Source organism: Nonomuraea sp. NPDC000554 (assembly GCF_040300065.1).
Taxonomy (GTDB): domain Bacteria; phylum Actinomycetota; class Actinomycetes; order Streptosporangiales; family Streptosporangiaceae; genus Nonomuraea.
Window position 1 is genome coordinate 99,804 of sequence record NZ_JBEPDC010000022.1, and the last position, 23,462, is coordinate 123,265.

At 68.1% G+C, this 23,462-nt stretch carries 23 protein-coding genes, 1 tRNA gene and 2 pseudogenes; 15 read left to right on the forward strand and 11 right to left on the reverse strand.

Annotation, left to right across the window (positions count from 1 at the left end; genetic code table 11):
* The first annotated feature begins 12 nt into the window (after positions 1 to 12).
* Positions 13 to 1,641 carry an amidohydrolase gene (locus tag ABT294_RS34695; protein WP_350810554.1) on the forward strand — a complete coding sequence of 543 codons (1,629 nt, stop codon included), beginning with the start codon at positions 13 to 15 and terminating at the stop codon, positions 1,639 to 1,641.
* A 31-nt stretch (positions 1,642 to 1,672) separates the two neighbouring features.
* Here ABT294_RS34695 and ABT294_RS34700 read toward each other — a convergent pair whose 3' ends face one another.
* Positions 1,673 to 2,515 carry a PaaX family transcriptional regulator gene (locus ABT294_RS34700; protein ID WP_350810555.1) on the reverse strand — a complete coding sequence of 281 codons (843 nt, stop codon included), beginning with the start codon at positions 2,513 to 2,515 and terminating at the stop codon, positions 1,673 to 1,675.
* 107 nt (positions 2,516 to 2,622) lie between these two features.
* On the opposite strand from ABT294_RS34700, the gene ABT294_RS34705 reads away from it, so the two are divergent.
* From ABT294_RS34705 to ABT294_RS34735, 7 genes and pseudogenes are all read left to right on the forward strand, one after another.
* Positions 2,623 to 3,534 (forward strand): SDR family oxidoreductase, encoded by a 912-nt coding sequence (locus ABT294_RS34705; protein WP_350810556.1) that lies wholly within the window; start codon positions 2,623 to 2,625, stop codon positions 3,532 to 3,534.
* A 16-nt stretch (positions 3,535 to 3,550) separates the two neighbouring features.
* Positions 3,551 to 4,423 (forward strand): amidohydrolase family protein, encoded by an 873-nt coding sequence (locus ABT294_RS34710; RefSeq protein ID WP_350810623.1) that lies wholly within the window; start codon positions 3,551 to 3,553, stop codon positions 4,421 to 4,423.
* 35 nt (positions 4,424 to 4,458) lie between these two features.
* Positions 4,459 to 4,917: a MaoC family dehydratase gene (locus ABT294_RS34715; protein WP_350810557.1), complete on the forward strand. Its 459-nt coding sequence runs from the start codon at positions 4,459 to 4,461 to the stop codon at positions 4,915 to 4,917.
* A 150-nt stretch (positions 4,918 to 5,067) separates the two neighbouring features.
* Positions 5,068 to 6,537 carry an acyl-CoA synthetase gene (locus ABT294_RS34720; RefSeq protein WP_350810558.1) on the forward strand — a complete coding sequence of 490 codons (1,470 nt, stop codon included), beginning with the start codon at positions 5,068 to 5,070 and terminating at the stop codon, positions 6,535 to 6,537.
* A gap of 114 nt (positions 6,538 to 6,651) precedes the next feature.
* Positions 6,652 to 7,695 (forward strand): hypothetical protein, encoded by a 1,044-nt coding sequence (locus tag ABT294_RS34725; RefSeq protein ID WP_350810559.1) that lies wholly within the window; start codon positions 6,652 to 6,654, stop codon positions 7,693 to 7,695.
* A gap of 38 nt (positions 7,696 to 7,733) precedes the next feature.
* Positions 7,734 to 8,492, forward strand: coding sequence for a GntR family transcriptional regulator (locus ABT294_RS34730; RefSeq protein WP_350810560.1), 759 nt, complete (start codon positions 7,734 to 7,736; stop codon positions 8,490 to 8,492).
* Positions 8,493 to 8,685: 193 nt separating this feature from the next.
* Positions 8,686 to 8,922: pseudogene (locus tag ABT294_RS34735) on the forward strand (helix-turn-helix domain-containing protein); the annotation flags it as partial.
* An 8-nt stretch (positions 8,923 to 8,930) separates the two neighbouring features.
* On the opposite strand, the gene ABT294_RS34740 reads toward ABT294_RS34735, so the two are convergent.
* The 6 genes from ABT294_RS34740 to ABT294_RS34765 all read right to left on the reverse strand — a co-directional run bounded on the left by ABT294_RS34740 (position 8,931) and on the right by ABT294_RS34765 (position 14,321).
* Positions 8,931 to 9,290, reverse strand: a complete 360-nt coding sequence (locus ABT294_RS34740) for a DUF4440 domain-containing protein (RefSeq protein ID WP_350810561.1) — start codon at positions 9,288 to 9,290, stop codon at positions 8,931 to 8,933.
* Between the two features lie 314 nt (positions 9,291 to 9,604).
* Positions 9,605 to 11,275, reverse strand: coding sequence for a TROVE domain-containing protein (locus ABT294_RS34745; RefSeq protein ID WP_350810562.1), 1,671 nt, complete (start codon positions 11,273 to 11,275; stop codon positions 9,605 to 9,607).
* A gap of 265 nt (positions 11,276 to 11,540) precedes the next feature.
* Positions 11,541 to 11,602: transfer RNA gene (locus ABT294_RS34750), tRNA-Ser, on the reverse strand.
* 265 nt (positions 11,603 to 11,867) lie between these two features.
* The gene (locus ABT294_RS34755) at positions 11,868 to 12,167 is read right to left on the reverse strand and encodes a hypothetical protein (RefSeq protein ID WP_350810563.1); all 300 of its coding nucleotides are present in this window, start codon (positions 12,165 to 12,167) and stop codon (positions 11,868 to 11,870) included.
* Positions 12,168 to 12,654: 487 nt separating this feature from the next.
* A complete protein-coding gene (locus tag ABT294_RS34760; RefSeq protein WP_350810564.1) occupies positions 12,655 to 13,854 on the reverse strand; it encodes a serine hydrolase domain-containing protein in 1,200 nt (399 codons plus the stop codon).
* A gap of 188 nt (positions 13,855 to 14,042) precedes the next feature.
* On the reverse strand, positions 14,043 to 14,321 hold the full coding sequence (locus ABT294_RS34765; RefSeq protein WP_350810624.1) for a response regulator transcription factor: 279 nt from the start codon (positions 14,319 to 14,321) through the stop codon (positions 14,043 to 14,045).
* Here ABT294_RS34765 and ABT294_RS34770 point away from each other — a divergent pair.
* Positions 14,312 to 14,605: a hypothetical protein gene (locus tag ABT294_RS34770; protein WP_350810565.1), complete on the forward strand. Its 294-nt coding sequence runs from the start codon at positions 14,312 to 14,314 to the stop codon at positions 14,603 to 14,605. The genes ABT294_RS34765 and ABT294_RS34770 overlap by 10 nt on opposite strands.
* 292 nt (positions 14,606 to 14,897) lie before the next feature.
* Here ABT294_RS34770 and ABT294_RS34775 read toward each other — a convergent pair whose 3' ends face one another.
* Both ABT294_RS34775 and ABT294_RS34780 read right to left on the reverse strand, forming a co-directional pair.
* Positions 14,898 to 15,263 (reverse strand): nuclear transport factor 2 family protein, encoded by a 366-nt coding sequence (locus tag ABT294_RS34775; RefSeq protein ID WP_350810566.1) that lies wholly within the window; start codon positions 15,261 to 15,263, stop codon positions 14,898 to 14,900.
* A 298-nt stretch (positions 15,264 to 15,561) separates the two neighbouring features.
* Positions 15,562 to 15,948, reverse strand: a complete 387-nt coding sequence (locus ABT294_RS34780; protein WP_350810567.1) for a hypothetical protein — start codon at positions 15,946 to 15,948, stop codon at positions 15,562 to 15,564.
* Positions 15,949 to 16,306: 358 nt separating this feature from the next.
* Here ABT294_RS34780 and ABT294_RS34785 point away from each other — a divergent pair, with 358 nt between their 5' ends.
* From ABT294_RS34785 to ABT294_RS34795, 3 genes are all read left to right on the forward strand, one after another.
* On the forward strand, positions 16,307 to 17,905 hold the full coding sequence (locus ABT294_RS34785) for an ISL3 family transposase (protein WP_350810568.1): 1,599 nt from the start codon (positions 16,307 to 16,309) through the stop codon (positions 17,903 to 17,905).
* A gap of 77 nt (positions 17,906 to 17,982) precedes the next feature.
* A complete protein-coding gene (locus tag ABT294_RS34790) occupies positions 17,983 to 18,846 on the forward strand; it encodes a hypothetical protein (RefSeq protein WP_350810569.1) in 864 nt (287 codons plus the stop codon).
* Positions 18,847 to 19,126: 280 nt separating this feature from the next.
* Positions 19,127 to 19,720 (forward strand): NUDIX domain-containing protein, encoded by a 594-nt coding sequence (locus ABT294_RS34795; RefSeq protein ID WP_350810570.1) that lies wholly within the window; start codon positions 19,127 to 19,129, stop codon positions 19,718 to 19,720.
* On the opposite strand, the gene ABT294_RS34800 is transcribed toward ABT294_RS34795, so the two are convergent.
* Positions 19,704 to 20,123: a DUF6262 family protein gene (locus tag ABT294_RS34800; RefSeq protein ID WP_350810625.1), complete on the reverse strand. Its 420-nt coding sequence runs from the start codon at positions 20,121 to 20,123 to the stop codon at positions 19,704 to 19,706. The genes ABT294_RS34795 and ABT294_RS34800 overlap by 17 nt on opposite strands.
* A 488-nt stretch (positions 20,124 to 20,611) precedes the next feature.
* Between ABT294_RS34800 and ABT294_RS34805 the strand changes: the two genes are divergently transcribed.
* Positions 20,612 to 21,094 (forward strand): recombinase family protein, encoded by a 483-nt coding sequence (locus ABT294_RS34805; protein WP_502912191.1) that lies wholly within the window; start codon positions 20,612 to 20,614, stop codon positions 21,092 to 21,094.
* 194 nt (positions 21,095 to 21,288) lie between these two features.
* Positions 21,289 to 21,576 (forward strand): annotated as a pseudogene (locus ABT294_RS34810) (recombinase family protein); the annotation flags it as partial.
* 95 nt (positions 21,577 to 21,671) lie between these two features.
* Here ABT294_RS34810 and ABT294_RS34815 read toward each other — a convergent pair.
* Complete coding sequence (locus ABT294_RS34815; protein WP_350810571.1) at positions 21,672 to 22,316, reverse strand: TetR/AcrR family transcriptional regulator; 645 nt, start codon at positions 22,314 to 22,316, stop codon at positions 21,672 to 21,674.
* A gap of 90 nt (positions 22,317 to 22,406) precedes the next feature.
* Here ABT294_RS34815 and ABT294_RS34820 point away from each other — a divergent pair, with 90 nt between their 5' ends.
* On the forward strand, positions 22,407 to 23,372 hold the full coding sequence (locus ABT294_RS34820; RefSeq protein WP_350810572.1) for a ketopantoate reductase family protein: 966 nt from the start codon (positions 22,407 to 22,409) through the stop codon (positions 23,370 to 23,372).
* Positions 23,373 to 23,462: the final 90 nt, after the last annotated feature.

The window sequence follows — 23,462 nt, forward strand, 5'->3', positions numbered from 1 at the left end:
AGGAGAATCCGCATGACCACCCCCGCCGATCTCGTCTTCCGCGGCGGTCCGGTGCACACGCTCGGACCGGCCCGCACCACGGCCACGGCGGTCGCCGTCCGCAACGGCCTGATCGTCGCCGTCGGCGAGGACTCGGACGTCCGATCGTTGATCGGCACCGCCACCGAGGTCGTCGACCTGGCCGGTCGAGCCCTGCTCCCCGGGTTCCAGGACGCCCACGTCCATCCGGTCCTGGCCGGCCTCACCATGATCCAGTGCGATCTGCACGGCACCGACGACGCCGACGAGGCCGTCGCCGCCGTCCGCGCTTACGCCGAGGCGAACCCCGAGGCCGAATGGATCAGCGGAGGCGGCTGGTCGATGGAATGGTTCCCGGGGGGAACGCCCAGCCGGCACCTGCTGGACGCGGTGGTCCCCGACCGGCCCGTCCACCTGATCAACCGGGACGGCCACGGGGCCTGGGTCAACACCAGGGCGCTGCGGCTGTGCGGCATCGACGCGAGCACCCCGGACCCGATCGACGGGCGCATCGAGAGGGAGACCGACGGCCACCCGCAGGGAACGCTGCACGAAGGCGCGTCGGGCCTGGTCGCCCGGCACCTCCCCGAGCCGACCGAGGACGCCATGCTGCGCGGCCTCCAGGCCGGCCAGCGGCGGCTGCACTCGGTCGGCGTGACCGCCTGGCAGGACGCGATGGTCAATCCCAAGGTGCAGCAGGCCTACCTGACCGCGGCCGAGTCCGGGCTGCTCACCGCCCGGGTGGTCGGAGCGCTCTGGTGGGACCGCGAAAGGGGCGAGGAGCAGATCCCCGAGTTGCTCGCGCGCAGAGGCGGAGCGGGCCGGTTCCGCGCCACCAGCATCAAGATCATGCAGGACGGGGTCGCGGAGAACTTCACCGCCGCGATGACGTCCCCCTACCTGGACGGCTGCGGGTGCGGGACCGGCAATCAGGGGATCAGCTTCGTCGATCCGGACAAGCTGCGTACGTACGTCACCCGCCTGGACGCCGAAGGCTTCCAGGTGCACGTGCACGCCGTCGGGGACCGCGCGGCCCGCGAAGCCCTTGACGCGTTCGAGGCCGCGCGGGCCGCCAACGGACCGAACGACCATCGCCACCACATCGCCCACCTCCAGGTGGTCCACCCGGACGACGTGCCGCGGTTCGCCGCCCTCGACATCACCGCCAACATCCAGCCGCTGTGGGCGGCGCACGAGCCGCAGATGGACGAGCTGACCATTCCGTTCCTCGGCCCGGAACGGGCAGGCTGGCAGTACCCGTTCGGGGACCTGGCCCGCACCGGCGCTTCGCTCGCGGCGGGCAGCGACTGGCCGGTCAGCAGCCCCGACCCGTTCCTGGGCATCCATGTCGCGGTCAACCGTGCGATCGCGGGCGAGAGCCCGGAGGTGTTCCTGCCGGAACAACGTCTGGACCTGACGGGCGCGCTGGCCGCCTACACGATCGGCACGGCGCGGGTGAACCACCTGGACACCCGGACCGGCACGATCGAGAAGGGCAAGTTCGCCGACCTGGTGGTCACCGACCGCGACCCCTACGCGATCCCGGCCGGCGCGATCGCCGACACCTCGGTGCTGGCCACCTACGTCGAAGGTGATCGGGTGCACACCGATCCGGCTTTCTGACGACCCGTCGTCCGGCTGCGCCGCGCCAGCGTCACGGCCGGAGGCGCAGCTCGTCCAGAACGGCGTCCGCCAGCTTCTTGGCGCTCGGTTCGTACGTCCGGGCCAGCGAGTGGAAGACCTGCTCGGCCCGGAGCGCCGGCCAGTCGCCGGGCAGGAGCTCGGCCGGCAGGTGCGGGTCCTGGCGGACGAGCTGGAGCCAGTCGGTGTGCAGGAACAGCTGCCGGGCGAGGTCATCGGGCGCCGACGGCAACGGGTGGGGGGTGTCCCACCGGTCGAGGAACGCGCGGTATCGCCCGGCGATCTCCTCGGTGTCGAACGCCTTCCTGACGAGGTCCGCCGACTCGGTCGGCTCCAACGCCCGCGCCGTCAGCACGGTGACGTGGTCGCCGAGCTCCAGCGGGGCGAGGATCCCGGTGGCGTCCTTCACGCCAGGCGCGATCCACAGTCCGCTTTGCAGCGGGCCGAATCCGGCCCAGATGAGCTGCGAGCGGAGGTCGTGCCGCGTGCTGCGCTGACTGTCGGGGAGCGAGAACCCCACCAGCGTCCAGGTGCCGTCCCGGTCGCGGTTCACCGCACCGGTCTCCCAGACGCGCCTGCGCCCGTCCTCGAGCACCTCCGCCGCGTGCTCGGTGAGGCCGAAGTACATCTTCCGCCCCTGGCGGTGCCGCGCCAGCAGGTTCCGCTTGACCATGCGGGTCAGGGTCGAGCGCACCGCCTCCTCGGACAGGCCCAGGCGGGCGAAGACGTCGATGACGCTTCCCGAGTAGACGGCGGTGTCGCGCCCGAGCACGTAGATGCCGAGAAAGCTGAACATCAGCGACTGCGGGCGCGCGGACGGCGCGTGCGCCTGGTCATCTCCTTCGCTGAGCGTCACAGGAAGAGGGTAGACGGGTCAGCGATATTAGGCAAAACTTTGACGGACGTCACATAAGCGCCCTATGTTGACCGCGTCGCCGTTCCGCGCATCGAGAGGTGAAGCCCATGGATCTGTCCGGCAAGGTCGCCATCGTCACGGGTGCGGGCCGTGGCCTCGGGCGCGCGTACGCCGAGGCCACGGCCGCAGCCGGCGCGGCCGTGGTCGTGAACGACGTGAACGCCGAGGCGGCCGGACAGGTCGCCGACGCCATCACCCAGAGCGGCGGCCGGGCCGCCGTCGCCGTCGGCCCGGTCGGCGGCTCCGAGCTCGCCGACCGGCTGGTCGCCACAGCCGTCAACGAGTTCGGCCGGCTCGACGTGATGGTCACCAACGCGGGCATTCTGCGGGACCGGGTCCTGTGGAAGATGTCCGACGAGGACTTCGACGCGGTGATCGACGTGCACCTGCGCGGCACGTTCACCTGCGCCCGCGCGGCGGCGGTCCGCCTCCGCGAGCAAGGGACGGGCGGCCGCCTGATCCTGATCTCCTCACCGGCCGGTCAGCGCGGGAACTTCGGCCAGACCAACTACGCCGCCGCGAAGGCGGGCATCGTCGCCATGGCCCGCACCTGGGCGATGGAGCTGGCCAGGGCGGGCGTCACCGTGAACGCCGTGGTGCCGGTGGCGGCGACCGAGATGACCAAGACGATCCCCGTCTTCGCCCCGATCCTGGAGGAGGCGGAGCGCACCGGGACGCCGTTCCCGCAGTGGCTGCGCAAGGACGAGGGCCTGGGCACGGTCGAGGACGTAGCCGGCCTCGTCGTCTTCCTCGCCTCGGACGCGTCCGCGGGCGTCACCGGGCAGGCCATCGGCGTCGGCGGCGACCGGCTCGCGCTCTGGTCCCACCCGAGCGAGAAGGCCATCGCGTACGCCGACGGCGGCTGGACGCCCGACGCCATCGCCGAGTCCTGGCAGGCGGGCGTCGGGGCCGAACCGGAGACGTACGGGATCCCCGCACCCGTGGTTCCGGAGGCCTGAGATGACGGACCGGGTCATGAACGTCGCCGAACTGGTCGCGATCGACGTCCACACGCACGCGGAGGTCGCCAGGGACGGGCACGGCTCCCTGAGCCCTGAGCTGTTCGGCGCCTCCGAGGAGTACTTCAAGGCGCACGGCCACCGCAGGCCGACCATCGCGGAGATGGCCGGCTACTACCGCGAGCGGAAGATGGCCGCGGTGGTGTTCACCGTCGACGCCGAGCACGCCACCGGCCACCCGCGCATCTCCAACGAGGAGGTGGCCGAAAGCTGCGCCGAGCACGCCGACGTGCTGATCCCGTTCGCCAGCGTGGACCCCTGGAAGGGCAGGGCGGGCGCCCGCGAGGCGCGCCGGCTTGTCGAGGAGCACGGCGTGCGCGGCTTCAAGTTCCACCCGAGCCTCCAGGGCATCGCGCCCAACGACCGGACGGCCTATCCGCTCTACGAGGTCATCGAGGAGCTCGGTGTCCCCGCGCTGTTCCACACCGGCCAGACCGGCATCGGCGCAGGAGTCGCCGGCGGAGGCGGCATCCGGCTGAAGTACGCCAACCCGATGCTGGTCGACGACGTCGCCGTGGACTTCCCCCAACTGCGGATCATCCTGGCGCACCCGTCATTCCCATGGCAGGACGAGGCCCTCGCCGTCGCCACGCACAAGCCGTACGTCTTCATCGACCTGTCCGGATGGTCGCCGAAGTACTTCCCGCCGCAGCTCGTGCGGTACGCGAACACGCTGCTGAAGGACAAGGTGCTCTTCGGCTCCGACTATCCGGTGATCACCCCCGACCGTTGGCTCTCGGACTTCGACAAGCTGGAGATCAAGCCGGAGGTCCGACCCAAGATCCTCAAGGACAACGCCGTAAGCCTGCTCGGGCTCGGCGACGAATGAACGCGCACCGGCAGACGAGAGAGGAGAACCCGGCGATGACCGTCACCGTGCACGGGCTCGAGGAGATCAAGGCGCTCACCGGCAGGGACCTCGGCCACAGCGGCTGGCTTGAGATCACCCAGGACAGGGTGAACACCTTCGCCGACGCCACCGACGACCACCAGTGGATCCACCTCGACGCGGAGAAGGCGAAGGACGGGCCGTTCGGGGGCACGATCGCCCACGGCTACCTGACCCTGTCGCTGGTCATCCCGCTCTTCAACGAGCTGCTCGACATCCAGGGCGTGACGATGAGCGTGAACTACGGCCTGGAGAAGGTGCGCTTCCCCAGCCCGGTCAAGGTGGGCGGCAGGATCCGCCTCGCCGCCACGGTCGTCTCGGTGACCGAGGTGGCCGGGAACGGCGTGCAGATGCTGCTCGACCTCACCGTCGAGGCCGACGGCTCCGGCAAGCCCGCCTGCGTCGCTCAGGCGCTCTACCGGCACTACGCCTGACCAGCGATGCGGCGGCGACCGGCCCCCGGACGCCGTGCCCGCACCGGCCGAAAGCCCCACCGTCCGCCCGAAGCCCGCTGCTTCCTGACCGGAGGTCGTACATCGATGCAGAACGCTGGAGTAGGAGGGTGGCCGGCTCGCCGGGCCCAGATGACGCCGAACCGCACGGCGTTCGTCTTCGGCGACCGGACCCTCACCTACGCCGACATTCACGAGCGCACCACCAGGCTCGCCTCGCGGCTGCGTGACGCGGGGGTGCGGGACGGGGACCGGGTGGCCTACCTCGGCCCCAACCACGCCGCGTTCGCGGAGACGATGTTCGCCACGCACCTGCTCGGCGGGATCTTCGTCCCGCTGAACTTCAGGCTGGCCGCGCCCGAGATCGCGTACATGCTGGAGCAGTCCGGCGCGACGGTCCTGATCTACGGGCCGCAGTGCGCCGAGACGGTCCGCGCGCTCCCGGACCCGTCGGTGCCGCTCACGATCGTGGCGCTCACGTCCCCCGCGGCCGGGGAGCGGGCGTACGAGACGTGGCTGTCGCAGGGCGATCCCGCGCCGATCGACGTGCCGGTGGCCCTCGACGACGTCGCCCTCATCCTCTACACCTCGGGCACGACGGGACGTCCCAAGGGCGCGACGCTCACCCACGGCAACCTCATCTGGAACACCTTCAACGTCATCATCGGCGTCGACGTGGCAAGCGACGAGGTGACGCTGATCAGCGCCCCGCTCTTCCACGTCGCGGCCCTCGACCAGACGCTGCTGCCGACGTTCATCAAGGGCGGCCGCTCGGTGATCATGCCGTCGTGGAACGTGGACGAGTGCTACGACCTCATCGACAAGCACCGCATCACCTGGATGTTCGGGGTCGCCACCATGTTCGCGGCGCTGGCCCGGTCGCCGCGGTGGGCCGCCGCCGACCTGTCCTCGCTGCGCCACCTCATGTCCGGTGGCGCGGCGGTCCCGGCCTCGCTGATCCGCACCTACCAGGACCGCGGCCTGGTGTTCTGCCAGGGCTACGGGCTCACCGAGACCGCGCCAGGAGCGACCTTCCTCGAGGCGAGCGAGAGCACCCGCAAGGTCGGCTCCGCCGGCGTCCCCGTGTTCTTCGCCAGTGTGCGTGTGGTCCGGCACGATCTCACCGATGTGGCGGTCGGCGAGCCGGGCGAGGTGCTCATCAAGGGGCCCAACGTGACCCCGGGGTACTGGCGGAACCCGGAGGCGACCGCCGCGGCCTTCTCCGAGGGCGGCTGGTTCCACTCCGGCGACGTCGCCACCCTCGACGAGGAGGGCCACCTGTACATCGTCGACAGGGTCAAGGACATGTACATCTCCGGCGGGGAGAACGTCTACCCGGCCGAGGTCGAGAAGGTGATGTCCGAGCACCCCGCCGTCGCCGAGGTCGCCGTGATCGGGGTGCCGGACGCGAAGTGGGGGGAGGTCGGCCGCGCGTTCGTCGTGCGCCGCCCGGGTGCGGACGTCACCGGCGACGAGCTACGCGACTTCCTCCTCGGGCGGCTGGCGAGGTACAAGATCCCCCGCTATGTCGACGTGGTGGACGACCTGCCGAGAACGGGTTCGGGAAAGCTTCGAAAGCCGGAGCTGCGCAACCGCGTGTAGCCGTGCTGGGCGGCGTTCAGGCCGGACGCCCGTTTCGGAGACGTATCCGGTATAGACCGGATACGGTGGCCCGTGGAAAATCGGCGTAGTCCGTAAGCCATCCGGAGTCTCTCTATGCGTATCGTCCCTTCCATCGCGGCAGCGGCAGTCCTCTCCCTTCTTCTCGCCCTCACCGTCGCGCCTTCCCGGCCGGCTGACGCCTCGGTTGCCGCCCTACCGGGCGGGAAAGCCACCTATGTCGTCTCGCAAGGCCATCTCGAGGCCGCCTCCCAACAGAACTGGGTACGCCTGGGCAGCTACCGCTTCGCCCCCGACGGCACGGTCACCGCGGCCCTGTACCTGTGGTGGCAGCGTCACCCCGAGGCCAGGCAGCGCACCGGCACCGTCCCCGACTCGGGCTGCACCACCAAGGCGGGCGGTTCCGCATCGCGCCCCCGTACCTGCGAGGTGCTCACCGCCGCAGGCTTCACCGGCGCTCCCGACGAGAGCCGCACCGGGACCTACACCGTGTCCGGAAACGTGGTGAGCATCCGCTGGAAGATCGCCCAGACGTGGACGGAGCAGTGGTATGTGCGCCCCTCCCCCGACGGCAAGCTGGCCCGTCTGGACCTCAAGCACAGCACGCTGGCCACTCACGGGTACGGCTACGGCAGCAACGCCGCGCTCGGCACCCGACGCGCGATGAGCTCGGTGAAGGCGTTCCCCGGCTCGCTCAGGCAGGACCTGACGAGCTGGGCCGGCGGCAAGCTCATCCCCTCCAGCGGCCAGCCGTTCGGCCACTCCGCCTTCCGCGCCTGCGCCACCACCACCTCGTGCCTGACCTATCTACAGCCGTCCTCCCGCGGCGCGTGCCAGAAGTCCGGCGGCTGCCCCAAGTACGGCGGCGGAACGCGCTCCAACGTGAGCTCCATCCAGTACTACCTCACGACGATCTCCAACTCCGACCGCCGCGACACGCTGTGGCACTGGTGCACCTGCCTGGCGATGGAGCGCGGCGAGTTCTGCTACACCGGCAACTCCCACGTCAAACCGCTCATGCAGATCATCGATGACAAGGGCGCATTCCGGGGGTGGGTCGGCGTCGAAGCCTCCTTCTCGACCACCGCTTCGCGGGCGGCGGACATGATGGCGGTGCTCCGCATCACCGACTTCCGCTGACCGGCCGGGACTTGACCAGCTGGGGCTAGAGTCGGGCCATGGCGCGCACGCCTCATGACAGCTTCCACGATCTCGCGTTGCCGGCGTCGCTCGAAGCAGATCGAAACAAGGGCGACCAGATCAGGGAGATCCTGGAACTCATGGTGCGCGCCCTGCAGCCGGGCGCACTGCTGCCATCAGAGCGGTCGATCGCCGAGCGCTACCAGGTGGCCCGGGGAACGGTCAGGCAGAAGGTCTCTGAGCTGGTCATGCTGGGGCTGATCCGGCGCTCCAGCGGGTCGGGCACGTTCGTCGCCGAGCCGAAGTTGCAGCAGGGCACCACCATGGCCTCCTTCAGCGAGGAGATGCGGGCCCGGGGGAAGCGGCCGGCGGCCCACATCCTGTCGGCGCGCACCCACAGGGCGGGCGCCGCGCTCGCCGAGCGGCTCCGCATCGACGCGGGAGGACGCGTCATCGAGCTGCGCAGGCTTCGTTCGGCGGACGGCACGCCGATCGCCATCGAGCAGACCTACCTGTCCGCGCGGCGCTTCCCCGACCTGACGCGCGTGCTTCGCGATGACATGTCGTTGTACGCCACGCTGAGCGAGCGCTGGAACGTTCAGGTCGAGCGCGCCGTGCACCGGGTCTCCGCCATCGCGCTGGGCGAGGATGAGGCGAGCCTGCTCGGCGCCGCGCCGGCCCTGCCCTCCTTCCTGGTGGACAGGCAGGCCTGGGACCGGCTCGGCACCGTGGTCGAATGGGGACGCTCCATCTACCGCGGCGACTTCTACGACGTCGTCTTCGAGGTCGGCACCTGATGGCATGCCGTCCGCCGCGCACCGGAGCGGCGGCGGCGATGATCACACCGAGCGTGCGGAAGGCCCACCCGCCGATGCCCTCATCCGGCTCCTGGAGGCCAGCTGGAGGACGGCTCAGCGATACTCGTCGCTGATACGCACCATGCCGATGCCCCCGCAGCCGTCCAACGACAGCCATCAGCCGGCGGGGCCCCCTTCTGGCGTGTCCCGCCTCCTGAGGGAAGACGAGCGCATCTACATTGCCGACCGGGTGCGGGAGAGGGCGTCGATCCGCGAGATCGGTCGTGCGCCCTCGACCATCAGCCGGGAGGTGCGACGCAATCGGCACCCCACCAATGGCCGGTACCGGCCGCACGCGGCGCAGGCCCGTGCCGACGCGCGCCGGCCTCGACCTAAGCCCAGCAAGATTGGGCAGAACCCGGAGTTACAGGCCACGCCCTACATGGGCGTCTGGTGGAGGAGGACGACGCGCCAGCCCTCGGAGGTCCGGCGGTAGACGGTCGACGCATGCCATGAAGACGTCTCATCGCCGATAGTGCTTGTCAGTTTGTAGGCGACCACGGCTCCTGCGTCGCCGAGCGGCTTGACCACAACATCGTGTGCTCGGTTGCACCGGTCCGGGTTCCCGCTTCCCTTGACGTACATGTCGAGAACCTGCTGCCTGGACACGATTCCGAAATGTCCTATGGCTACGAAGTCGTCGGCGCAGTACTCCTCGAAAAACCTCTCGTCATAGGCAGCGTCAGCGTCCAGCATCCGCTGCTCGAGTTCTACCAGGGTCTCTTCGATGCCGCTCATCCAGCCAGCTCCTGTTGTGAGGTGTGCGGCCCACGCTGCCAGCTGTACCTGACATCTTCTGGCAGGTACAGCTAGAGATCCTGCAATCTCTGACGAAAGCACTGTCGGCGTGGCGGGCGTCCTTCCCGGAGCGGACCGGCCGGACTCGGAAGGACACCCACCGGTGACCCATCCCGCTATGCTGACTGCCGCTAGCAAATGATCACCTGTGTTGCGACGACCCCTCGAATGCGCCCCTCCAGGTCAGGGCACAAGTCTCCGTGATCAGTGCGACGGCCATTGACCACAGGGCAAGATAGGCGGATTTTCGCAGGTCAGCGGACGAACCCCTGCACGATGAGCGGCAGCGACGCGTCCAGACCGGCCACGTTGAGCACGCCGGCGTCGTTCTGGTCGCCGATCGTGTAGCCCGCTGCGGTCATCGCGGCGACGACGACGCGGGCGTCCGGGTTGACCCGCCGGCGGTAGGCGGTGAGCGCCTGCGTCGGGTGGGAGCGTCCGGCCCACGTCTCGTTGTCGGTGAACACGACGATCCCATCGACGTTGACCTGCTTGCGGGCCGCCCAGGTGAACGGCAGCGACAGGTCGGTGCCGCCTCCGGACGGCTGCCAGGAGGCGATCTCGCGCAGGTTGGTGCGCGGCGTCACCTTCGACGCGTGGACGGACGTGTCCACGTCGATGACGTGCACGTTGCCCTTCTCGATGCGGGCCAGCATGACGGCCATGGCGCAGCCGACCTCGTACGGGGAGCCGATCGGTGACCCGCCCACCATCACACCGCCGCTGCCCCAGTGGCCGGACATCGACCCGGAGGAGTCCACCGCGACCAGGAGCCGCTTGCCCGAGGGCTCGACGTTGCCGAACGACAGCTCGTACGTCTCCTCCAGCGCGTCCAGGATGGCCGGGACCGGCTGCCACGTCTGCACGTCGGCGCGCGGGTTCGGCTGGGAGCGGCCCGAGGCGTAGACGCGCATGGCGAGCCAGGCGTCCACCGGGTGGATACGGGCCTTGAGCAGCGCGTCGCGGTCGGTGAGCCGTGCGACAGCACGCGCGGTGGCCTCACCCATGGGCTTGAGCGTCCCGATTCGCGTCATCCGGGCGAGGTTTCGGATGAGCGCTGTCATCCCGACGGTGTCCACGAGGGCATCCCATACGGACGGCTCACGCAGCATGGCGTCCGGGAGGAACTCCCACGGCACCCGCGCCTCGGAGACGACGCGCACCGCCTCCTCAGCGGTGGTGACGGCCTTCGCGGTCAGGAACCGGTCGACGGCGGGCAGCTCGTCGCGCGCCTCGTCGTCGGAGACGTTCCCGGCGATCCACCCGAACAGCGTCCTGCGCTGGTCGGAGTCGGCGGACGGGTGAGAGATGCGGAGCACGTCGCGCAGGCTGAACGCCTCACCCTGAGGCGTCTTGCGCTGCGCCGCCTTGCACGCCTTGAACGCCACGTCATCTGGTGCGCCGTTCAGGAACCACGACCCGAGAGCGGTCCGCAGGCTGCGGCCGACCACAGGAGCGGAACCGCGACCGGTCGCCTTGCCGCCCAGGTTCTTGTAGTAGCCGAAGAACTGCGCCAGATGGTCCGTGGTGCGAGCCACCTTCGGGAGTGCCGCCTTGGCGGCCTGGCGAGTGTCCGCGTCGCCCTTCGCGTACGCGGCAGCGAGAGCGAACAGGGCGGGACGCTGCTTCGGCGCTCGCGGCGGGCGGGCCGTCGAGATGTCCGTCAGCAGGGAGACGACGCGAGGGCCGTCCGCGGCGAGGGCCTGGAACAGCACGCCGGCGTTCTCGGCGGTCAGCTTGTCCTCGCTGACGTAGTAGGTGCCGCCCGTGGTGCCGAGGATCAGGAAGTCCTCCAGCTTGGTCCACAGGTCCTTGTCGAAGACGTAACCGCCGGCGGCGTTCTCCACCTGGTCGATACGCCCCGGGATGCGCCGGGTCTGCGGGGTCGCGATCATCGAGACCCCGGCGAGGGGATCGCGTGCCATGTGTGCTCCTTCGGTTCGACCCGCCCGGAGGCGGATATGCCCGCTCCCCTTGCTCGTCAGCCCTGCCGGCGGCACGGATGTGGGGGCTCCGACCGGCGTTCAGGCCGCAAGCGACCCGACAGGACTCGAACCTGATTTGCCAGATAACCGACCAGATTCGACCCGTGCCACCGGCAGGACTGACGAACGATCAGGTCTGGAACCGGCACGGATGTGGGGACGCCCACCGGCCCGTTTGGTGCTCTGCCGGCTGAGCTACGCAGACCGAAGCCTGCGACGGGACTCGAACCCGCGCGCCCCATTCAAAGTGGATAACCGACAGGCTTCGACCCGTGCCAGTACCAGACCTGACCAGCTCAACGAGCCGAGAAAAGGCGCGGATGTGTGGGGCGACGCCGGATGTGTTCCTTTTACAGAGAGATAACCGACACCGTTCGACCCGCGCCCTCTCAAGGCCCGTGGAACTGGCTCCAACGGTACCGATCAGCGTGACGCGTCACAGCCCATTTTCCACCGCGTCCTGACATGTCGGGCGATCGTCACGTGCGACGACCAGTCCGAGCCTTTCCCCGGCTCTGACAGAACGGGCCTGTCAGCCGGGGCGGCGGAGGGTGCGGCGCACGGCCAGGCCGCCGAGGGCCGCCGACGCGAGCGCCAGGATCCCCGCCTCGGTCCACTGGAAGCGCCAGAGCCTGGACGGCGGATGGTAGTAGACCGCGTACCGGTAGCCCTTGCCGAACAGGCACGCCTGCCACGCCCTGGCGTTCTTGTCGCTCTGCCCCACGTCCACTCGCCGCGGGCAGCCGCTGTCGGACGGCTCGGCGACCTCCCGCCCGGACGGCTCCACCCAGGCGGTGCTCACCAGCCGGGCGTCGGGATCGTCCAGCAGCACGGTGCCGGACAGCTCGGTACGCGGCCCCGCCGGCGTGCGGGAACTGCGGGACTCGGACGAATCCGACTGGGACGACTGACGCCAGCGGTGATGACCGCTCGGAGTTCTTCTGTGGGTGGGTGCCGGGCTGCGGGCCAGTGCACCAGCAGGTGCGCGGCCTGGCATACACCGAGCAGCGCCGCGGCTGGCCGAGCTGACCCGCGCGGCCACCCGCCTAGCCTCCGACACGGCCTCGGCGCCGTCCGAGACCGCGGCCACGACCTCCATGTCCGGTTGCGCGTCCACAATCATCTGGAACCCAGTGCGTACCCTTTGCTGGTCGGCGGCGATAAGAACCCGAATAGTCACGGGGAGGCGGCCGGAGGATGGACCGCCTACCGTGAGCGGCCATGAGATCACGGTTCGCCTTGTCAGCCAGGGCCGCCGTGCTCCTGCTGGTGACGCCGGAAACCTGGTCATGCGGCCGGCGTTCGGCCGGGCCGGCTACTCATTGCCCGGGAGCGTCGCAGAACGCGGTAGCCGCCGACTTCTGAATCGCGGCCCAGATCTTCTGCTGGTTGGCACCCAGGAATTCGGGTGTGTTGACGGAGATGCTGATGTGACGCCGACCATCGCTGGAGTGCAGCGACTGGGTCTCGAATCCTTGGATAGTGCCGTCCTTCCCCCACACCTTCGTTCCGCACGAAAGCGGCCACTCGACGATGCCCAAGCCGTCGCTGGAGCCCGTGCCCATGGGGACGGTGGTCTTCATGGCGGCGAGCTGCGCAGGAGGCAGCAGTCTGCCATCGAGCAGCGCCGCGAAGAAGCGGTTGAGGTCGCCGGTGGTCGAAATCATCTCCCCCGCCGCGCCGGCCCATGAGGGGTTGAGGCGCGTGATGTCGACGGACCGGGTCTGCCCATTCTGCGTGACGCGCATGTAGCCGTGAGCATGTGATCCGCGGATCGATGTCCGGGTTCCGGGAACATAGGTGTTCCAGAGCCCCAGCGGCTCCAGGATGCGCCGCTGAACCTCCTCTTCGTAAGAGTGCCCGGTGACCTTCGCGATGATGAGCCCCGCCAGAACGTAATTGGTGTTGGAATACGACCAACGGGTCCCGGGCGGGGAGTCGGGTGCGTACTTGGTGGAGTGGCTCACCAGTTGCTCGCCGGTGAAGGAGGTGAAACGCACCTTGGTGAGGAAGTCCACGCCGGACATGGGGATCGCCTCGGTGTCCTGCAGGTACTCGCGTAGCCCTGACGTGTGGTTGAGGAGCTGGCGTACGGTGATGTTCTTCCCGTTCGGTACCAGCCGAGGTAGATACCGCTCGATGGGGTCGTCCAGACCAACTCGCTTTTCCGCGACGAGCTGGAGCAGGACGGTCGCGGTGAACGTCTTGGTGGTGCTGCCGATACGGAACAGTCCTTGCTGAGTTACAGGCTGCCGCTTGTCAAGCCGGGCGCTGCCACTGACGCCGCGCCACACGCCTTGGCGATCGATCACCTCGGCCTGCACTCCAAGGGCCCCCGCAGCAACGATCGCGTCAAGGGACCGTTGCAAATCCGGTCGCGGGCTCACCGCCGGAGCCGAAGTCGCCGCACCGGCACTTTGTGCCGCCGGAGCGAAGACGATCGCCAGAGTGGCGACTGCTGAGGCGAGGACCCGGACCGAGCGGCCTGGGCCAACTCCAGATGTCTTACCTGAACGCATCAAACCTCCTGAGATCACTGCAACCGTGCCGGATTCGCGCAGCGGCCACCTCCCTCGCTGGGGTGAATCGCCGGCCCGTCGCTCTCCATCGTCAGAACCGCAGTACGGCTAGGTGGGCGAGTTCCCGTGGCAGCGGTTTTACCTGGACCGGCGATGGTGAACGGGCCGTGTCCCGGGGGAGCCGTTGATCAGGGCGCGGCCCTGCCGGTCGCCCAGGCCCAGGCGGCTACCGCGACGCGGTTCCTAGCATCGATCTTGCGTTGGATGGCGGCGAGGTGGTTCTTGACGGTGCCAGGTGACAGGAAGAGCTCGGAGGCGATCTCGGCGTTGGTCTTGCCCTGGGCGACCAGGGCTACGATCTCGTCCTCCCGCTCGGTGAGGACGACGCCGGAGGAATCGCGCGGCCGATCCCGCCCGGCGCGACTCTGCCTGGCGCCGGGTCTTTGTCGCCCGTTACATGCGCTCAGGGCACGGCGACGAGTTCAGCGCCCGCGACGCCATGTCGGCCGCACGAGCGGCGATGACGTCGGTCAAGGACATGCACCGCGCCACCACCTTCGAGGCCGCCAACCCCCGCTCCATCGCCCGCAAGGAGTTCGCCACCATGGCCCAGGCCGCCGACGAATGCATCACGAAGGTCGCCGGCATCGAGGTGGTCGGCCCGCAGGCGGTCCGGCGTGAGAACACCACCCTGCTCACCCAGATGATCGCCGACCTCGAAGCCAGGCTCACCGAACCGGCGGCAGGCTGACCACGAGGGCGGCGCCAGGCCGAGCTGGGCGGCTTGTCGAGCCCGGTCTCCTTGACCAGGACGGCGAAGCCACCGTCGATGCCCAGCGAGCCGCCTGCAACCCGTCGCGGCGGACGACCCAGCGCAAGCACGGCGGTGACGATGATGGCGTCGTCGGCATAGCCAAGGATCCCGATAGCGCTGGCTGTGGGACGCCCGACCGCCCGCTCAACACCGAGCAGCAGCGGGTCCAGCTTCGGGGGCCCTAAGGAGGAAGTGAGCTCACCAGCAGGAGAAGTCACACACCAACTAACTATCCATAAATCAGTTTGAAGACGTCATTAGCGACGTAGTACGAGCCACCATCCTGCATGAGCACGAACGTCTGCGCGAATTTAAAGGGGGAACCGTCTGCTTCGATCACCCCTGTCACCAGAACGAGTATGGCGCCGTCTGCCGCGGGCTGCGCGTCCTTGGTTTGGACCTCGTGCTTGACGTTCACGAAGGAAAGCCCGGCCAGCTTCTCCGCGATGGCCGCCGCGCCTTCGGTCTGACTGGATTCAAAGGTCAGAACCGAGTTATCCCGATACAGGCCCTCGAGGGCCCGGCGATCTGAATCGAACGTGTTGTAATAGTATGGAATGAACTGCTCGGCAACGGATGCATAGTCTCCGCCCACAGTCTTCCTTTCAATTAGCCCAAGTACGGACCCCTTTTGCTTGAAGGGCTGGAGTTCTGACAGCACAGCCTCGGCTGGACGTCACTCCACCCTATCGATGTTAACGATCATCCTCCTGCACCCCAACCCCCTTGGTGATGGAACGGAAGCCGCTCCGGCCAGAGGGCGGCCGCAGCCAGCCAAGGTGCAGCGCCCCCGCATCGGCCGTCAGTGGGCGCAGTGCTGCCAGTGCGTCGCTCAGGGCCCGGCCGACGGATCGCCGTCCGGGCCTTGAGTTGCGCAGCGCACCGTGAGGGCGTCAGGCTGTCCTGGTGTCGGGCACAGTGCCGGGCTCGCCGTCAGACCAATCAGCTAGTGGGCCGCCGTGGTGGTTGGTGCTGCCGTGGCCGCGATCTCTTTCGCAGTTGAACCACAGCCCGATAATCATCGGGTTCAGGTACTGCGTGGTGTCCCATGCCAGTTTCAGCGCGTGGCAGCAGTCGTCGGGGAGCATCATCCGCGGCAGCGTGAACAGGCCTATAGCGCTCAGAGTGGGGTAGACGATCAGCTTGGCCACATCCCAATCCACGGAATACTCTTGGGCGGCTTGGATGACGGCGCTACTCATCTCGTTATTTTCGGTTTCAGTCAGGAAGCGCAGGGGCGGGGGAAGCGGGACCGGCGTGGTGCTATAGACCAGGGACATGCCGTCACAATGTCATGGGGGCGTTGCCCTGTCACCATGGCCGCTTCGCGGACGGCGCCCTCCCCGGTCTCCTGCGTCGCACCTCGCCGGTCTGCCGCAAGCGGGGTTCAGAAACACGGCTCGATGCACCTCTCGGGATTCCGGGCCCATACAGAAGGGATGAACGGCGGACGCGCGCCGACACCGACCACCTCCTGATGATCACCGCGCATGCGGGACAGGGCCGCGAACCTCGCGCTTATGGCTGCCCGGTTCAGCACCATGCCTTACATGCCTGACAAGATCATCTCGCTCTGACCTGCGAGAAAGAGCCAAGAACCCAAGATAACGATCGTCACGAGCGGCCGCGAGGGCTATTGTGCAGCACGCCCCAACAGGCAAGGAAGCCTGCTGTGTCAACCTGCTGTTCCCGCATCTGCACCAGGTGCACATTCAAGCGATCGAGCGAGATCGAGGGGGCGTGCTGATCACGGCTCGAACCCGAATCGACGATGCGACGTGCCGGCGATGCGCCACCCCCTCGGGCCGACGGCACAGCCGCTACCGGCGACGGCTTCATGACCTGACCACGGCGGGCCAGCCTGTTCTGATCGACTTGGAGGTCCGCCGGTTCTTCTGTGACAACCCCTCCTGCGACGTACGCACCTTCGTCGAGCAGGTCCCCGCGCTGACCCAGCGGCATGCCCGCCGAACCCCGCTGCTTCGCGCCATGCTGGAAGCCGTCGCGCTGGCTTTGGCAGGTCGCGCTGGTGCGCGACTGGCGAGCATGCTCGGTGTGGCGGCCAGCCGCTCCACCTTGATCCGGCTGATCCACGCCCTTCCCGATCCCGAGATCGGCCAGGTCACCGTGCTGGGCGTGGATGACTTCGCCACCCGCCGCGGCAACAACTACGGCACCGTCCTGATCGACATGGCCACCCACCGACCCATCGATGTCCTGCTCGACCGCCAGGCCAACACCCTTGCCAACTGGCTGCGCCAGCACCCCGAGGTAGAAGTGATCTGCCGCGACCGGGCCAGCGCCTATGCCGAAGGCGCCCTCAAAGGCGCCCCCCAGGCGACCCAATGCGCCGATCGCTGGCACCTGTGGCACAACCTCATCCAGGCGGTGGAACGGTCAGTCGCCCGGCACCGCTCCTGCCTTCGAGAACACCAAACCGACGCTCCCGAGCCTGAACCAGCGGCCCAACCGCAACCCCCACGACCGAAGGGCTCCACGCGGTTCGCCGACCGCACCCGCGCCAAGCACGCCAGAATCCACGAACTGAAGGCGGCCGGGCACAGCCTCCGGAGCATCGCCCGCCAGCTCGGCATGGGCCACCACACCGTGATCCGCTACGCGCACGCTGCCACACCCGAAGAACTGCTCTGGGACCAGTGGACCAACAAGCCCAGCGCCGTCGACGACTTCAAGCCCTACCTGCACCAGCGCTGGCAAGAAGGCGAGCACAACGCCACCCACCTGCTGAAGGAGATCACCGAGCTTGGCTACCGCGGCAGCTACGGCGCACTCAGCAACTACCTGCGACCCATGCGCGCACCTCGCCCCGTCTCACCACCGGCGCCTTCGGTCCGCAAGGTCACCGGCTGGATCGCCACCCACCCCGAACAACTAGAGGAAACCCACCACCTCCAGCTCAAGGCCATTCTGGCCCGATGCCCGGAGCTGACCACGCTCCTCAAGCACGGCCGCTCCTTCGCCATCATGCTCACCCAACGCCAAGGCCAGGACCTTCCTGGCTGGCTCGCCGCAGTGAAAGCTGATGAGCTGCCCTCTCTTCACGCCTTCGCCAGCGGCCTGGAGAAGGATCTCGACGCCGTCACCACCGGTCTCACCCTGCCCTGGAGCTCCGGCCCAGTGGAAGGTCACGTCAACCGCATCAAGATGATCAAACGCCAAATGTTTGGCCGGGCCAGCTTCGCGCTCCTTCGCAAACGCGTGCTCCTCACCAGCTAGCGCTCATCATTTGAAATGATCTTGGTCGGCTGCCAGGCGGTACGATCCAAGTGATCTCAACCTCGGGAGGGTATCGGATGTGCGTGTCGACGGCGGCGTCACGGTTCTCGGGCACGATTCTGTATCAGGGTCAAGCCAGCCATCCCGAGCACGGCCGGGTCCACGTGCTGGGCTATCAGAACACCGCCGTCAACCTGGCGAACGGACCGAACGCAATGCTCTTGCACGTGCCCGCCACCGGCATGACCAGGGCGAACTTCGTAGACACCCGCAGCTGCCCGCGCGTCCTGCGCGACATGGTCGACGCCCTCGCTCCCCCAACCCGCGGTCGGCGGCCGATGCCAGAGGGCTGTGTGGCGGTGGCCGGAGGACCACCGCCCGTCCAGATCTTCGACCATGACATCTACACCGTGGTACTGGCCACCGACCCCACCCTGATCCCCCAAGCACTGGAACACGTACCCGAGCACCGACGGATCCAGCCCAACAAACCACTGTTCGACTTCTATGCCACTCGCTATCCCGGACACGCGATCATCGTGTGCTGTTTCGACAACACCGAGGCGAGATCGGCCAACCCACTGCTCATGTGGTATCGACCGCACAGCCTCCGCCACTTCGTACTACCGGCGCTGGACTGCCACACCGGAGGTGTCCCCGATCTGACCACACAGGTCCCCGCCGACCACTGGGTCATTCTCGGACGCGATAACCCACCAGCTTCATGGGGTATCCCGGTCACCTACACCGCCGACGACAGCCGTACCGGACACGGCCGGCACCCCGACCGGCACGGACCCGCCGCGCCCTACCTCCCAACCCGGGTAATAGGCGCACACTTCACCAGCGCCATGCCGAACGGTGACTTCATGATCCCTTATACCGATGTCATTCGAGGCGACCTCACTGCTCTCAGCCGCACCACAGCCGCAGCCGCGTAACCTGTCGAGCGCCACGTCATACCCCAGGTGTGTCGTCGGTTCGTGCGTCAGCTCGCTGTGGCCTGCTGTTGTTGCTTGGCGCGGGTCTGGGCCAGACGGTAGGAGTCGGTGCCGGTCTCGATGATGGTTCCACCGAAGGTGAGGCGGTCGACGATCGCGGCGCTTATCTCGACCTCATCTCTCGAATCCCGCAGGCATGCAGCAGCTTCATGTCGTGGACGGATGTCTTCGACTGCTCCCGTGGCCTGGATGTCAGAGCGGCTTTGTAGGGTCTGGGGCCGTGAGCACGGATCGCGAGAAGATCGCCCGAGTGGTTGCCTTGATCGAGCCTGCTGACGCCCTGGAGGCGGAGCATCAAACTGCTGTGCTCGATTGGATCAGTTCCGGTGCCGGGTTGCACCGACTCGTTCCGCCGGACCAGCCGGCCATGCATCTGGTGTCGTACTTCGTCCCGTTCGACGACGCCACGGGCTCCTTGCTGTTGACGGAGCACCGTAAGTCCGGTCTGATCCTTCCTCCGGGTGGCCACTGCGAGGTCGGCGAGCTGCCGTGGCAGACGGTGCAGCGTGAGTGTGTCGAGGAACTCGGCGTCTCTGCGATTGCACTGCCCTGGCTCGGCGCTGAGCCGCTGTTTGTCACGGTCACCGAAACCCAAGGCACCGTGGTGCGGCAGCATACGGACGTGAGTTTGTGGCACGTGATCGAGGTCTCGAGCAACGATCATCGGCTGCGGCCGGATCCTGGCGAGTTCGATGGCGCGCGCTGGTGGTCGTTCGATGAGCTGCTGTCCGAACCAGTCGATCGTTTCGATCCGCATACTCACCGGTTCGCCCGGAAGCTGCGTTCAAGACGCAGTTCTAGCCTTCGCTGTTGAGTCGGGCGGCCCGGAGCTGTCCGTGGGCGAGAGCAAGGGCATCGCGGAGTTGTTGGTTCTCCGCTCGGAGTCGGCTGATGCGCTCGTGCGCCAGCGTGAGTCGTTGCCGGAGCGAGTCATCGCTGGCGCGAGTGACGGTCCCCCGGACAGCATCCGTGCGGACCTGGCGGTGCTGCTCGTGCTGGATGCGTTCCCGCAGTTCGGGCTGGGTGTAGATCCATGAGCGTGAGACTCCGGCCTGGGTGGCGAGCGTGGCGACGGTCACGGGTTGGCCGGTGTCGGCCAGCTCGGTGAGCGTCTGCTGGGCTCGCCGCAGGGTCCGTTCGTGCCGTTGGCGAGCGTGTTCGGCGAGGTGATGGACGTGCTCAGCAGGCAGGGGTCCCGGACTGGTGAGGTCGCCTATTCAACTGTCGTCAGTTCGGCGGGCCGGCCTGGGCAGTGGTGACTGTGTGTGGTCGCCGGCAGCGGGGGTGGACCTGCAGTGGAACCGTTTCGTACGGTAAGCGCCTTCCCGCAGGCCAGGGTGGGGTCCGGACAGGGCTCACGCGGGGTCGTTAGCGTACGTTCCCGTTCCGGCGCAGCTCGCCTGTGATCATGGTTTCGGGGTGGATCGCCTGGTGGGGTGACACCTGGTGACGGTGATCTTCGTGTCCGGAAGTCCTCAGTAACGGACAAGATCCAAAATTGGCTGTGAAGGTGGTCGCCAACCCTCTCGGGAGCGTCCGAAACCCCGACCGGAATCAACGTTGTAAAACCGCCGTCACCGACCCGGGTTTCGGTACATGATCGAGGCTATGAGTCTTCCTGTGCACCCTCTCTCCGGCCAGCGGGTCGGCTACGCCCGGATCTCCAGCGCGTCGCAGAACCTGGACGGGCAGACCGACGCGCTGAATGCGGCGGGTTGAGAAGGTCTTCGCCGACACCGCGTCGGGGAAGCTGGCCGAGCGCCCCGAGCTGACGCGGTGCCTGGAGTATCTGCGGGGCGGGGACACGCTGGTGGTGTGGCGGCTGGACAGGCTGGGCCGTTCCCTGCATCTGGTGGAGACCGTCAACGCTCTGGCCGGGCGCGGGGTCGCTTTCGCCTCCCTGCACGAAGGGATCGACACCAGTACCAGCACTGGCCGTCTGGTTTTTCATATTTTCGCGGCATTGGCGGAGTTCGAGCGGGAGTTGATCGCCGAGCGGGCGGCGGTGGGCCGGGCCGCCGCGCGCAGCCGAGGCCGCCTCGGCGGCCGACCCGCCAAGCTGTCGGCGGAGCAGGTCGCGCTGGCGCGGTCACGCTACGCGGCGGAGGACGCCACCGTGGCCGAGATCGCCAAGGCGCTGGGAGTGGGCCGCGGCACCATCTACCGGGCCCTGCAGCAGCCATCCTGACATCCGCGCCAGGGTCGCGGCTCTACGGGGTCGCATCGTTATCTAGGGTAGAAGGACCCTTCCAGCAGGTCAGAGGACGATGATCTCTTCTTTCCGTAGACCAAGTTGACCGAACGCAGCCCGGACCCAAGAAGAACCGAGCGCGGAGAGCGCCTCGGGGTTGTTATAACTAGTTCACCGGCCAGGCCCTCGCCGCCGTGTGGGACGGCAGCGTCTTCACCGTGACCAAGTTCGACCGGTTCGCCCGCAACATGGCCGGGGCCAACGAGATCCTCACCGGCCTGTCAGGACACGGCGTCCTGTTCGGCTTGGGCGCGCCCGTCTACGACTGGAACGACCCATTCGGGCGGCTGTTCCTGCAAACCCTCGCCATGGTCGCCGAGTGCGAGAGCGAGGTGTCCCTGGCCGACCTGGCCACCGAATACAGCGTCGGACGCTCCACCATCCACCGCATCATCCACGGGCCAGAAACCCCCACGTAGAACGCAGGATCATCGCCCCCAAGCGATCACACACCGGCGTTGGGCGTCACTCTTCGCTCAAATCATTCTCTCGCCAACGGCTGTTCCTGGGTTCCTCAACTCGATGCCGTGCCGTTGTTTGCACCTCGTGCACCTCTCCTTCCGGAAGGCGTACGGATGGCCACCTGGGCTGAGTACGAGCTGCGAAGCCCGTCCAGCACGAGGGTGATGACACCGTCGGCCTCGGCCCGCCAACCGGGGCGGTCATGGGCCGCACCGATGCCATGCAGCGCCATCATCACGGCACCGGCATCCACGTCGTCGCGAACGGCGCCGTCCCGCACGGCGGCGGCCACCAGGTCGGTGACAGCCTGCTCCAGCGCCCGACTGCCCTCGGTGAGGGCACCCGAGCGGGTGGCCATGAGCGTGGACAGCGTCCGGGCCAGGCCCTCGTGGGCGTCTATGTGGTCGACCATGCCGCGTAGGAAGGTCGCCAAAGCCTCCGCCGCGGGCAGCGCGGCCCGCAACTGGCGGACACGGTCGCACAGCGCGGCGATCTCTCCGTGGTAGACCGCCTCGGCCAGCGCCTCCCGGGTGGGGAAGTGGCGGTACAGCGTGCCCGTACCCACCCCGGCCAGACGGGCGAAATCATCAAAGCGCAGGTCGAAGAAGCCACCGGCGTCGAAGACCTCCCGGGCCGTGGCGAGCAGGGCGTCACGCTTGCGCTGGGCGTCGGCCCGCAGGGGCTTGTCGGCGGTCATGCGCTACCTCGCGTTGACAAATGGAGATGATCTCCATATTTTGAAAAGTGGAGATTGCCTCCAATTCGATTGTATCCCACGAGGTGCAGTGTGAAGATCCTGATGTTCGGCCGAGGCGTGATCGCCACCATCTACGGCTGGGTTCTGCAACAGGCGGGGCATGACGTCGAGTTCTACGTACGGCCCGGCCGCGCGGCGACGTACGGGGACGCGGTGGACCTCGACCTGTTCGATATGCGGCGCCGGGTGTGGGGGCAGCGCGTCGCCGAGAAGTGGCCGGTGCGCTACCGCGAGGCGCTGGAGCCGGACCACGACTTCGACCTGATCGTGCTCAGCGTGCCGCACCACCGCCTCGCGGAGGCGACGGACTTCCTGGCCCCGCGTGTCGGCCAGGCCACGGTGCTGATCTTCGGAAACCTCTGGACCGAGCCGCTCGCCGCCATCGGCGCACTCCCCGCCGGCCAGATCGCCTGGGGCTTTCCCCAGGCCGGTGGCGGTTTCGGCGCGGACGGCGTACTCCACGGGGCGCTGCTGCCGTCGGTCATCTTCGGCACACTCGACCGGCCCCCGACCAACCGGGAACGGGCCGTGCGCCAGGCGTTTCGCGAGGCCGGGCTCCGGATCAAGGAGCGGCCTGACTTCCGCGGCTGGCTGTGGGTCCATTTCGCGTCGGATGCCGGCATGTTCGCGCAGGGCCTGCGGCTGGGTTCGCTGTCCAAGCTGGCCGGGGCAAGGGGCGACCTGCGCGAGGCGCTGCTGGCCGGCCGCGAACTGCTGCCGCTCCTCCAGGCGCGCGGCCTCGACCTGCGACGGCACCGGGGCGCTGTGCTGCCGTTCCGGGCGCCCACCTGGCTGACGGCACCCGTGCTCGCCTGGCTGACCGCTCATGTCGCGCCCGCGCGCGTGAGCCTCACGGCGCACTCCGACCCCGACGCCGAGGAGCCGCGCGAGGTCTGCCGGGACACCCTGGCCGAAGCACGACGGCTGGGCATCTCGATACCGCGACTGGAAGCGGCGGAACCGAACTTCGCCCGCGAGGGGACGGGTCGAGTCTGAATCCACCGATGTCGTCGGTCCCGGTGGTCCGTTGCCGCTCCTTGGTCCGCCGCGGCCCAGAGCCAAACCCGGTCCCACCGGTCGAGCAAC

Bases quoted from the DNA above. Each gene is read 5' to 3' on its own strand.
- ABT294_RS34815 (WP_350810571.1), bottom strand. From the start codon at position 22,316: ATGACCGCCGACAAGCCCCTGCGGGCCGACGCCCAGCGCAAGCGTGAC.
- ABT294_RS34780 (WP_350810567.1), bottom strand. From the start codon at position 15,948: ATGTCCCTGGTCTATAGCACCACGCCGGTCCCGCTTCCCCCGCCCCTG.
- ABT294_RS34745 (WP_350810562.1), bottom strand. From the start codon at position 11,275: ATGGCACGCGATCCCCTCGCCGGGGTCTCGATGATCGCGACCCCGCAG.
- ABT294_RS34790 (WP_350810569.1), top strand. From the start codon at position 17,983: ATGTGCGTGTCGACGGCGGCGTCACGGTTCTCGGGCACGATTCTGTAT.
- ABT294_RS34715 (WP_350810557.1), top strand. From the start codon at position 4,459: ATGACCGTCACCGTGCACGGGCTCGAGGAGATCAAGGCGCTCACCGGC.
- ABT294_RS34695 (WP_350810554.1), top strand. From the start codon at position 13: ATGACCACCCCCGCCGATCTCGTCTTCCGCGGCGGTCCGGTGCACACG.
- ABT294_RS34720 (WP_350810558.1), top strand. From the start codon at position 5,068: ATGACGCCGAACCGCACGGCGTTCGTCTTCGGCGACCGGACCCTCACC.
- ABT294_RS34740 (WP_350810561.1), bottom strand. From the start codon at position 9,290: ATGAGCGGCATCGAAGAGACCCTGGTAGAACTCGAGCAGCGGATGCTG.
- ABT294_RS34805 (WP_502912191.1), top strand. From the start codon at position 20,612: ATGCGGCGGGTTGAGAAGGTCTTCGCCGACACCGCGTCGGGGAAGCTG.
- ABT294_RS34710 (WP_350810623.1), top strand. From the start codon at position 3,551: ATGAACGTCGCCGAACTGGTCGCGATCGACGTCCACACGCACGCGGAG.
- ABT294_RS34725 (WP_350810559.1), top strand. From the start codon at position 6,652: ATGCGTATCGTCCCTTCCATCGCGGCAGCGGCAGTCCTCTCCCTTCTT.
- ABT294_RS34760 (WP_350810564.1), bottom strand. From the start codon at position 13,854: ATGCGTTCAGGTAAGACATCTGGAGTTGGCCCAGGCCGCTCGGTCCGG.
- ABT294_RS34705 (WP_350810556.1), top strand. From the start codon at position 2,623: ATGGATCTGTCCGGCAAGGTCGCCATCGTCACGGGTGCGGGCCGTGGC.
- ABT294_RS34730 (WP_350810560.1), top strand. From the start codon at position 7,734: ATGGCGCGCACGCCTCATGACAGCTTCCACGATCTCGCGTTGCCGGCG.
- ABT294_RS34770 (WP_350810565.1), top strand. From the start codon at position 14,312: ATGCGCTCAGGGCACGGCGACGAGTTCAGCGCCCGCGACGCCATGTCG.